We start from the raw sequence: 12979 nt of genomic DNA on the forward strand, positions 1-12979 counted from the left end.
CGACCCACCCATGAAGGGACCTTCACCCCATGACCGCTTCGCAGGAGCCCGCACCCACGAGCCACGTCCCGTCGCGCCGCACGGTCGTCACGGCGGTCGGCGCCGCCGGGATCGCCGCGGCGCTGAGCGCGTGCGGCAGCTCGGACGACGGCACGTCGCAGCCCGCGGGCAACGCGTCCTCGGGCGGCGGCGAGAAGAAAGGCGAGGCACTCGCCAAGACCTCGGACATCCCGGAGGGCGGTGGAAAGATCTTCGCGGACGCGGGGGTGGTGGTCACGCAGCCCAAGTCCGGTGAGTTCAAGGCCTTCACCAACATCTGCACGCACCAGGGATGCAAGGTGAACAAGGTGGCCGACGGCACCATCGACTGCCCGTGCCACGGCAGCAAGTTCTCCATCAAGGACGGCAGCGTGGCGCACCCGCCGGCCACGCAGGCCCTGGAGGAGCGTCAGCTCAAGGTCAGCGGCGACTCGATCGAGTTGGCGTAGCCGGTGCGGACTTAAGGGCGCTTCCACGCGTCGAGCACGTCCTGCGTCGTCGTCACGGTGGCGACCAGGGCGAGCGTGTTGTCGATCATCGCGGGGGTGTAGTCGGCGGGCACCCCCGCGACGGCGTCCCGGGGCACGACCACCGTGTAACCGAGGTTCACCGCGTCGAACACGGCGTTCGGGATCGCGATGTTGGCGGAGACCCCCGTGACGACGAGGGTGCGGCAGCCGAGATTGCGCAGCAGCGGATCCACGTCGGTGCCTGCGATCGGGGAGAGCCCGTGCAGGCGGCGGACGACGAGGTCCTCGTCCGCGACCTCGACGGGCGGGGCGACGCGGACCGCGTCGGTCCCGGAGAGCTGCTTCACGGGAAGGCGCTCGGTGGCGCGGAAGAGGCGGGCGTTGCGGCTGGCCCCGCGGCCGTCCGGGCGCCGCTCCGCGACGGCGTGCAGGACCTGGACCCCGCCCTCGTGGGCGGCGGCCACGAGCCGCGCCACACTGTCGAGGGCGCCGGAGGTCCGCGCCTCCTCGGCGAGTTCGGGCAGCGCGCTGTCGGGTCCTACGACGCCCTGCTGGCACTCGACGGTCAGCAGGACCGTGCTCGCAGGGGCGAGCAGCTCGGCCAGTTTCCCGCGCTTCTCCTGCTTCTCGTGCGACGGCATGAACGCACCCCCTGGCTCCTGACCGCTTCTCCGGGCTGCTGGAGGGTAGCCACCATTGCGTGTACAGGGAAGAGGCCGCATGCTGCGTTCCTGATACCACGTCAGACGCGCCGGGGTGCACCTCGGATGCCGGACAAGGGAGCCTTGATGACCACCGCCACTCAGCGCCGCGGCCGGAAGATCATGATGTCGCCCGAGGAGCGCGACGCGTTCCTCGCCGAGCAGCGCACCTGCCGTGTCGCCACGGTGGCCGCCGATGGCACGCCGCACGTCAGCCCGCTCTGGTTCGCCTGGGACGGCACGTCGCTGTGGCTCTACTCGCTGTCCCGCAGCCGCCGCTGGGCCGATCTGCGGGCCGACGGCCGGGTGGCGGTGGTGGTCGACGCGGGCGAGGAGTACGGGGAGCTGCGCGGCGTCGAGCTGTCCGGGCGCATCGAGTTTGTCGGCGAGACCCCGCGCACCGGCGAGCCCTGCCCCGAACTCGACGCGCCGGAGCGGCTGTTCGCGCACAAGAACTTCGGGATGACCGAGATGGTCTACGACGGCCGGCACGCGTGGGCGCGACTCACTCCGGACAAGATCGCGTCGTGGGACTTCCGGAAGCTGGCCGATCCGGGCCGGCGCTGACCTCACCCCTCGGCGAGCTGCCCGAGATCCGCCCCCACCTTCTGCAGCGCCCGCACCGCCGCGCGGATCGAGGGCCGCCGGTCCGCGTCCGCGCGCCACACGACGTACACATGGCGCCGCACCTTCTGCCGGACCGGCACCGTCACGACACCCTCGGGCATCGGGTCCCGGCCGAGCAGCGGCGCGACGCAGACACCCAACCCGGCCGCGACCAGGCCCAGTTGGGTGTGCGTCTCGGCGGCGCGATGGCCGACCTGCGGCTCGACGCCCTTGGCGCGCAGCGTGAACATCAGCCACTCGTGGCAGAACTCGCCCTGCCCCCAAGTGATCCACTCGTCGTCCGCGAAGTCCTCGAGACCGACCTCCTCGCGCCCCGCCAGCGGATGGTCGGCCGGCATGGCGACATCGGCCGGATCGTCGAGGATGCTCGCCTTGACCAGGCCGTCCGGCATGGGCATCGGCTTGTTGTACCAGTCGAGGACGACGGCGAGGTCGAGATCCCCGCGGATCACCTCGGCCACCGCGGCCTCGGGCTCCAGCTCCTGGGACCGCACGCGCAGCTGCGGGTGTTCGGCGCGCAGCGCGGCGAGCGCGCCGGGGAAGAGCCCGCGCGCGGCCGTCGGGAACGCGGACAGCCGCAGCTCCCCCACGACCTGCCCGCGCTGTGCCTCCAGGTCGGACTGCGCCAGCTCGACCTGCGACAGGATGCGTGCCGCGTGCTCCGCGAGCAGCCGGCCCGCGTCCGTGAGCCGCACACCGCGCCCTCGCTTGGCGAGCAGCTGCTGCCCCGCCTCGCGCTCCAGCTTGGCCATCTGCTGCGAGACGGCCGACGTGGTGACGTGCAGCCCCTCGGCCGCGCCGCTCACCGATCCGTGCCGGGCCAGGGCGTCCAGGACCCGCAGGCGCTCCAGGTTCAACATGTAAGCGATGCTAATGGGTACCAGGAAAACAATCTCGCTTGTGCTACGAAGATGTGGGGAGCCAATCTGGACCCCATGAGCACGACGACCGCTTCCCGCGCCACCGCGACCCCGCCCACCGTCGCCCCTGCGCGCCGCGCCCTCGACTGGCGCATCCGCTTCGGCATCCTGGCCCTCATCTGGGGCTTCAGCTTCCTGCTCATCAAGGTGGGCACGGAGGGCTTCGCCCCGTTCCAGGTCACGCTCGGGCGGCTGCTGTTCGGCGCGGCGGTCGTGGTCGTGGCCATGCTCGTGAAGCGGCAGCGGCTGCCGCGCGGGGCCCGCACCTGGGGGCACCTGGCGGTCGCGGCGTTCTTCCTGAACGCGCTGCCGTTCTCGCTCTTCGCGTTCGCCGAGGAGTCCATCCCGTCGACGCTCGCCGGGATCTGCAACGCGACGTCTCCGCTGTGGGGCATGGCGCTCTCGCTGGTCGCGCTCTCCGAGGACCGGCCCACGCGGCGCCGGGTCGCGGGCCTCGGCATCGGCTTCCTCGGCGTCCTGACCGTCCTCGGCGTGTGGCAGGGCTTCTACGGCCTGGACGTGGGGGGCACGGCGATGGCCCTGCTGGCCTCGCTCTCCTACCCCGTCGGCTGGATCTACGTCCGCCGCACACTGGCGGACACGGGCGAGTCGAACGTGTCGATGATCGGGGCGCAGCTGCTGCTCGCCACGCTCCAACTCGCCCTCGTCACCCCGCTGTTCACCTCCTGGCCGACGCACTTCGCGGCGGTCCCGCTGCTCGCGATCGCGGCGCTGGGCGCGCTCGGCACGGGCGTCGCGTTCCTCATCCAGTACGGCCTGGTGGCCGAGGTCGGCCCGACGACCGCGCAGATGGTCACGTACTTCGTCCCGGTCATCGCCACGGCGGCGGGCGTCGCGGTCCTCGGCGAATCCCTCTCCTGGTCGACCCCGATCGGCGCGGCGATCGTCCTGGCGGGAGCGGCGCTGACGCAGTCCCGCCGCCGGGGCTGAGCCCTGCGGGGCCCGCCCCGCCGTGGGAAGTCGCCACCTTGGCCAATCCCACCCGCCGCCTGGGCAATCCCACCCGCCGCCTGGGCAATCTGCCGCCTCGGACAATCCCACCCGCCGCCTTGGGCAATCTGCCGCCTTGGGCGGCAGGGTGGGCAAGGCGGCACCCCGGTGCCGCGCACCGGAACCTCAGGGCCCCGCCACGGCACCGCCCCCACGGCCCACCGCACCCCACCTCACGCGTAATGCCTCCGCGGCCCCGGCGCCCCCACCGCCGCAGCGACCGCGTCCGCCACCGCCCCCATCTCCCCCACCCCCAACCGGGACACCGTGATCCGCACCCCCGGCCCCGCCTCCATCCGGAACCTCGCCCCCGGCGCGACCGCCCACCCGGCATGCAGCAACCGCGCCACCACCCCGGTCTCCTCCGGCACCGGCACCCACACGTTCATCCCGCTGCGCCCGTGCGCCACCACCCCCCGCTCGGCCAGCGCCGCGATCAACGCGTCACGCCGCTCCCCGTACGAGGCCGCGACCGCCGCCGCGTCCACCGCCCCCGCCTCCCACAGCCCGACCACCGCCCGCTGCGTGATGCGGCTGACCCAGCCGGGACCGAGCCGCTGCCGCCCCCGCACCCGGTCCACCGTCCCGGCGTCCCCCGTGAGCACGGCGAGCCGCAGATCGGGCCCGTAGGCCTTGGCCACGGAACGTACGAACGCCCACTGCCGCGTGGCCCCCGCGAGCGGGTGCAGCGGCAGGTCGACGATCCCGTGACCGTGGTCGTCCTCGATGAGCAGCACCTCCGGGTGCGCGCCCAGGATCGCGCGCAGCGCCTTCGCCCGGCGTGAACCCACCGCGGCCCCGGTCGGATTCTGCGCCCGGTCCGTCACCACGATCGCCCGGGCCCCCGCGTCCAGCGCCCGCTCCACGTCGTCCGGCAGCGGCCCCTCGTCGTCCACCCCGACCGGCACCGTCCGCAGCCCGAGCGCGGGCACGAGGTCGAGCATGCTGCCCCACCCCGGGTCCTCCACGGCGACCGCGTCCCCCTGCTTGAGGTGCACGGCGAGCACCCGCTCGATGGCGTCGAGCGAACCGGACGTCACGGCGACCGGCCCGGCCGGCACCCCGTCCGCGTCGAGGTCGGCCCGCGCCCGGCGCACAAGAGCCGGCTCCAGCGAGTCGTCCCCGTACAGCACCGGCTCCTCGTCGGCGACGCCCGCGGCCGCCGTGAACGCCTCGACCAGTGAGGGCAGCAGCGCGGTGTCGGGGTTGCCGTCCGACACGTTCCGCACGCCCTCCGGCACGTCCACGCGGATCGCCTCGCGCGCGGTGATGGCCGGCTTGGGGCGCACCCGGCTGCCGCGCCGCCCGGCCGTCTCGATGACCCCGCGCTCGCGCAGCGACCGGTACGCGGCCGCGACCGTATTCGGATTCACTCCGAGTTGATCCGCCAACTCCCGCATGGGAGGCAGCACTTGACCCGGCTCCAGGTCCCCGGCGATCACCCCGCGCTCGACGCTGGCGCAGATCTCTGCTGCGCGACTCCCACTGATCCGATACTCTCCTAGCACAAACAGCATTATGTACTAGTGCAATGGAGTTCGCAACATGAGCGTCACCCAGGAACAGCCGGCCGCCTCCTACGCGCCCACGGAGCGCACGACCCCGACCCGCGCCAAGGAGCGCGCGGCGTACGACCACGCCCTGGTGCACTCGATACTCGACGAGACCTACCTCTGCCACCTCGGCTTCGTCCGCGACGGCGCCCCCGTCGTGCTGCCCACGCTGTACGCCCGCGTCGGCGAGCGGCTCTACGTGCACGGCTCCACCGGTTCGCGCCCGCTGCGGATGGCGGGGCAGCAGGACCCGGGCCTGCCGGTCTGCGTGACCGTGACGCACGTGGACGGCCTGGTGCTCGCCCGCTCCGCCTTCCACCACTCCATCAACTACCGCTCCGTGGTGGTGCACGGCACGGCGCACCAGGTCACGGACGCCGAGGAGAAGCGGCTCGCCCTGGACGCGATCGTCGACCACGTGGTGGCGGGCCGCGCCGCCGACTCGCGCGCCGCGAACGCCAAGGAGCTGGCCGCGACCGCCGTCCTGCGCATCGACCTCTCCGAGGTCTCGGCGAAGGTCCGCGCGGGCGGCCCGAACGACGAGCCGGAGGACATGGACCTGCCGCACTGGGCGGGCGTCGTCCCGGTGCAGCGCGGCTACGGCGAGCTGCTCCCCTCGGACGACCTCGCCGCCGGCATCGACGTACCGCCGTACCTCAAGGGGCTGTGATGCTGATCCACCCCTGGGACGCGGCGCGCGACAGGGCCGAGTGGCAGCAGTGGCTCGCCGCCCACGACTTCGGCCAGCTCGCCGTCAACGGCCTCGACGGCGAACCCCCGTTCGTACAGCCCATGCACTTCGCGTACGACCCACAGGGCCCGGGTGCGTACGGCGAGGTGGTCGCCCACCTCGCCCGCCCCAACCCCCTGTGGTCGGCGCTCGACGCCAATCCGGAGGTGCTGCTGAGCGTCGTCGACGACTACGCGTTCGTGCCGGGCCCCTGGCAGGCGCCGCCCGACGTCCCGCCGGAGCACGGCACGCCGACCAGCTTCTACGCCGCCGTCCAACTGCGCTGCACCGCGCGCGTGGTGGACGATCCGGAGGAGAAGGCGGCGCTCCTGAACCGGCAGGTGGGTCACTTCCAGGCGCCCGGCGTCTCGGTTCCGGTGGCCGCGGGCGAGGCCCCGTACGGCCGGATGCTGCCGGGCATCCGGGGCCTGCTGCTGGAGGTGACCGACGTACGGGCCAAGTTCAAGTACGCCGGGCACAAGCCCGAGGAGGTCCAGGACGCGATCGCGGCGGGCCTCGCCGGGCGCGGGGACCCGCGCGACGCCGCCGCCCTCGCCACGCAGCGACGGCGGCGCCACCAGCCCGCGTAGCGGGCCGGGAAGCCGGTCCAGCGGCTCAGGCGGTCGACCGGGCCTCCGCGACGGCGAGGCCCGTCACCGCCGCCAGCATCAGGGCGGTGCCCGCGACGGTCGCCGCCGTGAGGTCCTCGCCGAGCAGCGTGACCGCGAGGACGGCGGCGCTCACCGGCTCGAGGAGCATGATCACGGAGACCGTGGCGGAGCGCACGACCGCCGCGCCCGCGAAGTACAGGGCGTACGCGAGCGCGGTCGGCACCGAGGCGATGTACGCCAACAGGCCGAGCACGGCGAGGTGGTGGCCGGTGTGCGGCACCAGGCCCTCGACCGCGCCGAGCGGCAGCAGCGCGAGCGAGGCGACCGCGAACGTGCCCACGGTCGTGCCGAGCCCGTCCCCTCCCCCGCCGTGCCGACCGAACCACCGGGTGAGCAGCGTCATCACGGCGTACCCGGCCGCCGACAGCAGCGCCCACAGCACGCCGAGCGGGCGCACCGCCGCGTCGCCGCCGCCGAGGACGAGGACCGCGAGCCCGCCGAGCGCCCCGGCCACGGACAGCAGCCCGCCCGCGCCGAGCCGCTCCCCGAGCAGCACGCGCGCGCCGACCGCGATGAGCACGGGCCCCGCGCCGAGCGTGACCACGGTGCCGACGGCGAGACCGGTCGCCTGCACTGCGGCGAAGTAGGCGGTCTGGAACACGGCGAGCGACACCCCGAGCACGCCGAGCCGGACGGCCCTGCGCCCCCGGGTCTCGTACGACACCGGGGCGGGCCTGCGCCGCAGCACGCGCGCGAGGACCAGCAGCAACAGCCCGCCGACGCAGCGCCAGAACGACAGGGCGCCGGGCCCGAGGTCGCTGCCCCGGAACACCAGCGAGGCGGCGGCCCCCGCGGTGCCCCAGGAGGCCCCGGCGACGACCAGGTACACCAGGCCGCGGGCGACCGGCAGTTGACGTACGGCACCGGAGGAAGCTCCGGAAACGGAACCAGAAGAAGAAGCGGCAGACGCGGCTGCGCCCGCCTTTACGGCATGCGACACGTGACACTCCACGGAGAGCGGCGCTCCGCGGACGCGCGGAGGCCAGGAACACGGACCGTCGTGAGCGGACGGCCGTGTCCCTCCGGGAAGCGCCGCCCGCGGCAGGGCCCTGCACGGTCCCGGGGATCACTCGGGCAGCACGATGTCGACCGGCACCTTCAGGTGGCGGTCCCACAGTGGCGAGATCCCCGGCGGACCGGGCCCGGCCACGACGGCCGGGCAGCCCTCAGGCGGCCGGGGGCGGGAGGACGAGTGCGCGTGCGTGCATGCCCGGCACCTTAGACACCTCCGCCGGACCGCGACAACACGTTTTCCGGTTCGCTCCCGGCCGGCTCCGGCGGCGCGGCCACCGGCTTCGACGACTGCGCGATGAGCGCCCCGACCAGGACCATCGCCCCGCCGAACAACTGCGGGCCCGACAGGTGCTCCCCGAGCATCACCCAGGCGAGGACCGTCGCGACGACCGCCTCCAGGCAGGCCACGACCCCGGCCACCTGCGGCGAGAGGAGGCGCACCGACACGACACCGGTGACGTACGCGACGACCGTGGCGAGCAGCACGATCCAGCACAGCAGCAGCCACGCGGGCACGGACGTGCCGTCCATGGAGGCGCTGCCCGCGAGCACCGACCAGTCCATACCCCAGGGGCGGGCGATGACCGTGAGCAGCGCGGCGCCGATGAGCAGCCCGTAGGCGATCACACCGAACGGGTCGGGCACCTCGGCCCCGGACCCGTCCGCGTCGCCGCCGTGGTCGGACAGCACGAAGTAGCCGACCTGGCAGCAGGCCGCGCCGAGCGCGAGCAGCAGGCCGAGCGCGTCGAAGCCGAGCCCCGACCAGACCTCGACGACACAGGCGAGTCCTGCCACGGCGATCACGACGCCGAGCGCGGCCGCGCGCGTCACGGGCTTGCGCTGCACGAAGCGGACCCAGCCGAGGACGAGCGCGGGCGCCAAGTACTCGATGAGCAGGGCAACGCCGACGGGGATGCGGGAGATCGCGGCGAAGTAGCAGGCCTGGACGCCAGCGACGGCGAGCAGTCCGAATCCGGCGAGCAGCGCGGGCCTGCGCAGCACGAGCGCCCGGTGCCGCCAGGCGACCGGCAGCATGACCAGGGCGCCGCCGGCGACGCGCAGCCACACCACGTGGAGCGGGTCGAGGCCCGCCTCGATGAGCGGTTTGGCCGCCACCCCGGAACCGCCGAACGCGAGCGCGGAGAGGAGGGCGAGGCCCAGTCCCATGCCGCGCCCGCGGGTTGCCTGCTTCCCCGAAGACCCCATTGACTCGTGCACGCGCACATCATGGCAGGGCGCGTCAGGAGCGTCATCCCCGTTGACCCCTGTCTCACGGGATGGACGCCGGCCCCCACGGACGTCTCGCGCGGGAGACCGGTCGAGCCGCCGTACGCCTCACGCGGTGTCAGTTGAGCTGCTGCCGCAGCCGCTCCACATCGACGCCCGCCCGGCCGAGCACCTCGACCGCCCGGCACTCCGTGTCCGCCGCGAGCGCGGCGAGCACGTCGACGCCGCGCGCCCGCTCGTCCCCGCGCGCCGCGGCCCGCTCCACGCCCGCCTCCATCGCGGCGGCCGCGACGGGCGACCAGCCGGGGGCGGAGGGCACGAGCGGCACGGCCCCGGAGTCCTCCACCGAGCCCTGCCAGCGCAGCCCGTAGCCGATGCTGCGCTGCACGAGATAGCCGAGCAGCCGCGCCACCTGCGCGCCTTCCGGGAACGCGGAGCGCACGTCGGGGTCCGTCTCGAGGAGGGAGTGCAGCAGGTGCGCGGTGTCGATCTGCCGGTCCCCGTCCCGCACCGCGCGCCGCCGAGCGCCCGCGACCACCGCCGCGAGTTCGTCGCTGAGCTGGGCGTCTACGGGTTCGTCGCCGGCGGGGCCGAGCGCGTCGGCGTCGGACGGGGTTGAGCTATGCACACTCCCCACCCCATCAGCGGGGGCCCTTCGGAACATCCACGGTGAGGAGCATTCTCATGTCCGACACAAGTTGGGCACTGATCAAGAACATCTCCTCCTTACGGATGAGATCGCGCCACCGGCCCCCGAGGGGACCGGAATCCGCCGACCAGGAACTGACGGGTCATCAGTATTGAATGTTCGAGGCCACACGGCTACTTTCCGCGACGACGCGACACCGAAGCCCGTCATGGCTCTCGACTCAAAGGGGTGGCCACATGGCCGAAGTCAGCGCGGAAGCACGCATGGAAGCGCCCGCGGAGAAGGTCTGGGCGCAGCTCACCGACTTCTCCTCGTACGGGAAGTGGAACGCCACCCACACCGACTTCCCGAAGGGCGGGCCCGCCGCACTGGAAGTGGGCGGACAGTTCGAGGAGAACATGAAGCTGATGGGCTTCCCGGCCGAGGTCACCTGGACCATCGAGGAGCTCGAGACCGCCCGCACCTTCGCCATCAGGGGCAAGGGCCCCATGGGCGTGAACCTGTTCATGCACTACTCGCTCGCACCGGAGGGCGACGCGACCACGGCCCGCATCAAGGGCGAGTTCACCGGGGCGGCGGTCTCGCTGATGGCGGGCAAGCTCAAGGACTCGGCGACGGCCGCGCTCGACGAGTCGCTGCGCAAGCTGAACGGGCTGGTGACCTGAGCCCTGACCTTCGTACGTACTGCGTACGTACGCGAAGAGGCGCCCCGCACCTTTCGTACGGGGCGCCTCTTCCGCGCTCTGTGGCCTGTCCGGGCCCGCACGGGACTCAGTCCTCGTCGGCGAGGATCAGGTACAGCTTCTTGCGCGCGTCGTTGATGACGGAGATCGCCTTGTCGCGCTGGTCCTTGCTGCCGGTCTTCCAGACCTGACCGAAGGCCTCCATGAGGCCGAAGCTCGCGCTCCGGATCTCGTTCATGGCCTCCCAGTCGACGCCGCGGCCGGCCTCCTCCCAAGGGGCGTCGGGCCCCTCTTCGGCGGCGGTGCGGCCGTCGTCGGTGAGCGAGAAGAGCTTCTTGCCGCCCTCGCTCGCGCTGGCGATCAGGCCCTCGTCCTCGAGCAGCTGAAGCGTCGGGTAGACCGAGCCGGGGCTCGGCTTCCACGCGCCGCCGCTGCGCTCGGCGATCTCCTGGATCATCTCGTAACCGTGCATCGGGCGGTCCTTCAGGAGGGCCAGGATCGAGGCGCGCACGTCGCCGCGCCGCGCCCGTCCGCGAGGCCCGCCGCCACGGCCGCCGCGACCCCAGGGGCCGGGACCGCCGGGACCGCCGAAGCCGGGCCCGAAGGGCCCGAACGCCGCGCGCCGACCCTCGAAGCCGCCGCGCTCGAATCCGCCCGCACCGTGGCGGCCGGGGCCGAAGTTGCCATGTCCGTGTTCGTGTCCGTGGTGACGCATGGGAATCAGTCCTTTCACAACTGATCGGAGTTTCATTGAACGCGATCATCAACCGATCGCGATGCCTCAACGATATATCGGGACTGTTCGGATGGCAAGCCTCTGCCCGAGGCGGGAAGCGGCGGGGACGGTTCCGGGAAAACGGGCCAGCGGCGGCGGATTGGCCTTGGGCCCTTGTCAGTGGGGGCAATTACCGTCGTCGGTATGCGTATTCGTATCGTCGACGCCTTCACCGACCGGCCCTTCGCCGGCAACCCCGCAGGGGTCCTGCTCCTGGACGCCTTCCCGGACGACGCCTGGCTGCAGAGCGTCGCCCTCGAGGTCAACCACGCGGAGACCGCCTTCGCGCACCCGCTGCCCGAGGGCGGGGACGCGGACTGGGCGCTGCGCTGGTTCACACCCGCCACCGAGGTCGACATGTGCGGGCACGCGACGCTGGCCACGGCCCACGTACTGCACTCCACCGGGGTGACGCGCGGCGCCGTGCGGTTCGCGACACGCAGCGGCGTGCTCGTGGCGACACCCGGGGAGGACGGTTCGCTGACCCTCGACTTCCCGACGGCGCCGCTCGCGGAGGAGCCGGCCCCCGCAGGGCTCGCCGAGGCCCTCGGCGCCGCGCCGCTCTCCGTGCACGACACGGGCCCGTCCGTCGGCGACCTGCTCGTGGAGCTCGCCGACGAGAAGACGGTGCGGGCGCTCACCCCCGACCACAAGGCGCTCGTGGGCCTCTCCCGGCGCGGCATCATCGCCACGGCCCGCGCCGAGGACCCCGCCGCGGGCTACGACTTCGTGTCGCGCTGCTTCTTCCCGGGCGTCGGCATCGACGAGGACCCGGTGACCGGGAGCGCGCACACGGCGCTCACGCCGTTCTGGGCGGCGCGTCTGGGCCGCGAGGAGCTGACCGGGCTGCAGGCCTCCGCCCGCAGCGGTCTCGTACGCGTCGCCCTGCGCGGTGAGCGCACGCTCCTCACCGGTAGCGCGATCACGACCATCGAGGGCGAGCTCCACGCGTAGCGCGGGTCATGCGGTGGGCAGCCAGTCCACCTTGCCCGCCAGCACCGCGTAGCCGACGAACGCCCCGATGTCCAACAGGGAGTGGGCCACCACCAGTGGCCCCACCCGCCCCCAGCGCCGGTACAGGAAGACGAAGACGACGCCCATCGCGAGGTTCCCGAAGAACCCTCCGATGCCCTGGTACAGGTGGTACGAGCCGCGCAGCACGGACGACGCGACGAGCGCCGTCCCCGGCGTCCACCCCAACTGCCCGAGCCTGCGCAGCAGATACCCGACGACGATGACCTCCTCCAGCACGGCGTTCTGCACCGCCGAGAGGATCAGCACCGGGTACTTCCACCACACGTCGGGCAGCGCCTCCGGCACCACGGTGAGGTTGAAGCCGAGCCCGCGGGCGGCGAGGTAGAAGGCGATGCCCGTGCTGCCGATGACGGCGGCCACCGCGGCGCCCCGGCCCGTGTCGAACCACGGGCGCTTGCGGTCGAAGCCGATGGTGCGCATCCCCTCGCCCTCCCTGAGCAGGAGGTGCGCGACGAGCGCGACCGGCACGAGGGCGCTGGCGATGCCGAACAGCTGCCAGGCGAGGTCGAGCCACGGACGGCCCGGCGCCGCGGACGCGTTGAGCGTCGCCGCCTGGTCCTTGAGGCCACCCGGTTTCGTGACGGAGCCGACGAAGCTGATGAGCGCGGACACACCGCTCGCACCGAGCGAAAGCCCCAGAACGAGCAGCGTCTCGTCCCGCAAAAAGCGCCGTGAGAGCCGCCCTTCGGGAGAAGAACCGGGCATCGGCTCCGCCTCCACCTGCACACCTGCCTCCAGTTGAGTAATCCCGCCGCATCCGCCACAGCGCCCCGCTAGGGTCCTTCTGACGGATCTTGCTGGAGTCGCGGGCCCTGGCACGCGCATCTGCGGCGTTGTCGTCGGTTGCCAACGCTCCGCGTTGACGCCCTCCTCC

Annotated in this window: 15 protein-coding genes; 7 read left to right on the plus strand and 8 right to left on the minus strand. The window is 73.0% G+C overall.

Translation table 11 applies throughout. The features are described 5' to 3' along the window. Positions 1 to 29 precede the first annotated feature (29 nt). Positions 30 to 488 (plus strand): Rieske (2Fe-2S) protein, encoded by a 459-nt coding sequence (locus ACZ7L4_RS40115; protein WP_472109997.1) that lies wholly within the window; start codon positions 30 to 32, stop codon positions 486 to 488. 11 nt (positions 489 to 499) lie between these two features. Here ACZ7L4_RS40115 and ACZ7L4_RS40120 read toward each other — a convergent pair whose 3' ends face one another. Beyond that, a complete protein-coding gene (locus tag ACZ7L4_RS40120) occupies positions 500 to 1150 on the minus strand; it encodes a cysteine hydrolase family protein (RefSeq protein WP_472109998.1) in 651 nt (216 codons plus the stop codon). A 147-nt stretch (positions 1151 to 1297) separates the two neighbouring features. Between ACZ7L4_RS40120 and ACZ7L4_RS40125 the strand changes: the two genes are divergently transcribed. Next, positions 1298 to 1777 (plus strand): pyridoxamine 5'-phosphate oxidase family protein, encoded by a 480-nt coding sequence (locus ACZ7L4_RS40125; RefSeq protein ID WP_472109999.1) that lies wholly within the window; start codon positions 1298 to 1300, stop codon positions 1775 to 1777. A 2-nt stretch (positions 1778 to 1779) separates the two neighbouring features. Here the strand turns inward: ACZ7L4_RS40125 and ACZ7L4_RS40130 are convergent, their stop codons facing one another. Then, positions 1780 to 2697, minus strand: a complete 918-nt coding sequence (locus tag ACZ7L4_RS40130; protein WP_472110000.1) for a LysR family transcriptional regulator — start codon at positions 2695 to 2697, stop codon at positions 1780 to 1782. Between the two features lie 75 nt (positions 2698 to 2772). On the opposite strand from ACZ7L4_RS40130, the gene ACZ7L4_RS40135 reads away from it, so the two are divergent. After that, on the plus strand, positions 2773 to 3708 hold the full coding sequence (locus ACZ7L4_RS40135) for a DMT family transporter (protein WP_472110001.1): 936 nt from the start codon (positions 2773 to 2775) through the stop codon (positions 3706 to 3708). A 233-nt stretch (positions 3709 to 3941) separates the two neighbouring features. Here the strand turns inward: ACZ7L4_RS40135 and ACZ7L4_RS40140 are convergent, their stop codons facing one another. Next, positions 3942 to 5276 carry an aminotransferase class I/II-fold pyridoxal phosphate-dependent enzyme gene (locus tag ACZ7L4_RS40140; protein WP_472110002.1) on the minus strand — a complete coding sequence of 445 codons (1335 nt, stop codon included), beginning with the start codon at positions 5274 to 5276 and terminating at the stop codon, positions 3942 to 3944. 37 nt (positions 5277 to 5313) lie between these two features. On the opposite strand from ACZ7L4_RS40140, the gene ACZ7L4_RS40145 reads away from it, so the two are divergent. Continuing rightward, the gene (locus tag ACZ7L4_RS40145) at positions 5314 to 5991 is read left to right on the plus strand and encodes a pyridoxamine 5'-phosphate oxidase family protein (protein ID WP_472110003.1); all 678 of its coding nucleotides are present in this window, start codon (positions 5314 to 5316) and stop codon (positions 5989 to 5991) included. Then, a complete protein-coding gene (locus ACZ7L4_RS40150) occupies positions 5991 to 6641 on the plus strand; it encodes an FMN-binding negative transcriptional regulator (protein ID WP_472110004.1) in 651 nt (216 codons plus the stop codon). Before ACZ7L4_RS40145 ends, ACZ7L4_RS40150 begins: the two co-directional genes overlap by 1 nt. A gap of 25 nt (positions 6642 to 6666) precedes the next feature. Here the strand turns inward: ACZ7L4_RS40150 and ACZ7L4_RS40155 are convergent, their stop codons facing one another. From ACZ7L4_RS40155 to ACZ7L4_RS40165, 3 genes are all read right to left on the minus strand, one after another. Further along, positions 6667 to 7572, minus strand: coding sequence for a DMT family transporter (locus tag ACZ7L4_RS40155; RefSeq protein ID WP_472110030.1), 906 nt, complete (start codon positions 7570 to 7572; stop codon positions 6667 to 6669). A gap of 368 nt (positions 7573 to 7940) precedes the next feature. Further along, positions 7941 to 8942: an EamA family transporter gene (locus ACZ7L4_RS40160; RefSeq protein ID WP_472110031.1), complete on the minus strand. Its 1002-nt coding sequence runs from the start codon at positions 8940 to 8942 to the stop codon at positions 7941 to 7943. Between the two features lie 139 nt (positions 8943 to 9081). Continuing rightward, a complete protein-coding gene (locus ACZ7L4_RS40165; protein WP_472110005.1) occupies positions 9082 to 9627 on the minus strand; it encodes a peptidase in 546 nt (181 codons plus the stop codon). Between the two features lie 221 nt (positions 9628 to 9848). On the opposite strand from ACZ7L4_RS40165, the gene ACZ7L4_RS40170 reads away from it, so the two are divergent. Beyond that, positions 9849 to 10277, plus strand: a complete 429-nt coding sequence (locus ACZ7L4_RS40170) for a type II toxin-antitoxin system Rv0910 family toxin (protein ID WP_450815061.1) — start codon at positions 9849 to 9851, stop codon at positions 10275 to 10277. A gap of 106 nt (positions 10278 to 10383) precedes the next feature. Here ACZ7L4_RS40170 and ACZ7L4_RS40175 read toward each other — a convergent pair whose 3' ends face one another. After that, a complete protein-coding gene (locus ACZ7L4_RS40175; protein ID WP_472110006.1) occupies positions 10384 to 11010 on the minus strand; it encodes a PadR family transcriptional regulator in 627 nt (208 codons plus the stop codon). Between the two features lie 204 nt (positions 11011 to 11214). Here ACZ7L4_RS40175 and ACZ7L4_RS40180 point away from each other — a divergent pair, with 204 nt between their 5' ends. Further along, positions 11215 to 12024: a PhzF family phenazine biosynthesis protein gene (locus ACZ7L4_RS40180; protein ID WP_472110007.1), complete on the plus strand. Its 810-nt coding sequence runs from the start codon at positions 11215 to 11217 to the stop codon at positions 12022 to 12024. A 6-nt stretch (positions 12025 to 12030) separates the two neighbouring features. On the opposite strand, the gene ACZ7L4_RS40185 is transcribed toward ACZ7L4_RS40180, so the two are convergent. Further along, positions 12031 to 12810, minus strand: coding sequence for a CPBP family intramembrane glutamic endopeptidase (locus ACZ7L4_RS40185; RefSeq protein ID WP_472110008.1), 780 nt, complete (start codon positions 12808 to 12810; stop codon positions 12031 to 12033). Positions 12811 to 12979: the final 169 nt, after the last annotated feature.

This window comes from Streptomyces sp. NPDC107575 (assembly GCF_055657265.1).

What these genes read in the sequence shown, in the direction of transcription:
- ACZ7L4_RS40115 (WP_472109997.1), top strand. Translation starts at nt 30, where the DNA reads ATGACCGCTTCGCAGGAGCCCGCACCCACGAGCCACGTCCCGTCGCGC.
- ACZ7L4_RS40120 (WP_472109998.1), bottom strand. Translation starts at nt 1,150, where the DNA reads ATGCCGTCGCACGAGAAGCAGGAGAAGCGCGGGAAACTGGCCGAGCTG.
- ACZ7L4_RS40125 (WP_472109999.1), top strand. Translation starts at nt 1,298, where the DNA reads ATGACCACCGCCACTCAGCGCCGCGGCCGGAAGATCATGATGTCGCCC.
- ACZ7L4_RS40130 (WP_472110000.1), bottom strand. Translation starts at nt 2,697, where the DNA reads ATGTTGAACCTGGAGCGCCTGCGGGTCCTGGACGCCCTGGCCCGGCAC.
- ACZ7L4_RS40135 (WP_472110001.1), top strand. Translation starts at nt 2,773, where the DNA reads ATGAGCACGACGACCGCTTCCCGCGCCACCGCGACCCCGCCCACCGTC.
- ACZ7L4_RS40145 (WP_472110003.1), top strand. Translation starts at nt 5,314, where the DNA reads ATGAGCGTCACCCAGGAACAGCCGGCCGCCTCCTACGCGCCCACGGAG.
- ACZ7L4_RS40150 (WP_472110004.1), top strand. Translation starts at nt 5,991, where the DNA reads ATGCTGATCCACCCCTGGGACGCGGCGCGCGACAGGGCCGAGTGGCAG.
- ACZ7L4_RS40160 (WP_472110031.1), bottom strand. Translation starts at nt 8,942, where the DNA reads ATGGGGTCTTCGGGGAAGCAGGCAACCCGCGGGCGCGGCATGGGACTG.
- ACZ7L4_RS40165 (WP_472110005.1), bottom strand. Translation starts at nt 9,627, where the DNA reads ATGTTCCGAAGGGCCCCCGCTGATGGGGTGGGGAGTGTGCATAGCTCA.
- ACZ7L4_RS40170 (WP_450815061.1), top strand. Translation starts at nt 9,849, where the DNA reads ATGGCCGAAGTCAGCGCGGAAGCACGCATGGAAGCGCCCGCGGAGAAG.
- ACZ7L4_RS40175 (WP_472110006.1), bottom strand. Translation starts at nt 11,010, where the DNA reads ATGCGTCACCACGGACACGAACACGGACATGGCAACTTCGGCCCCGGC.
- ACZ7L4_RS40180 (WP_472110007.1), top strand. Translation starts at nt 11,215, where the DNA reads ATGCGTATTCGTATCGTCGACGCCTTCACCGACCGGCCCTTCGCCGGC.
- ACZ7L4_RS40185 (WP_472110008.1), bottom strand. Translation starts at nt 12,810, where the DNA reads ATGCCCGGTTCTTCTCCCGAAGGGCGGCTCTCACGGCGCTTTTTGCGG.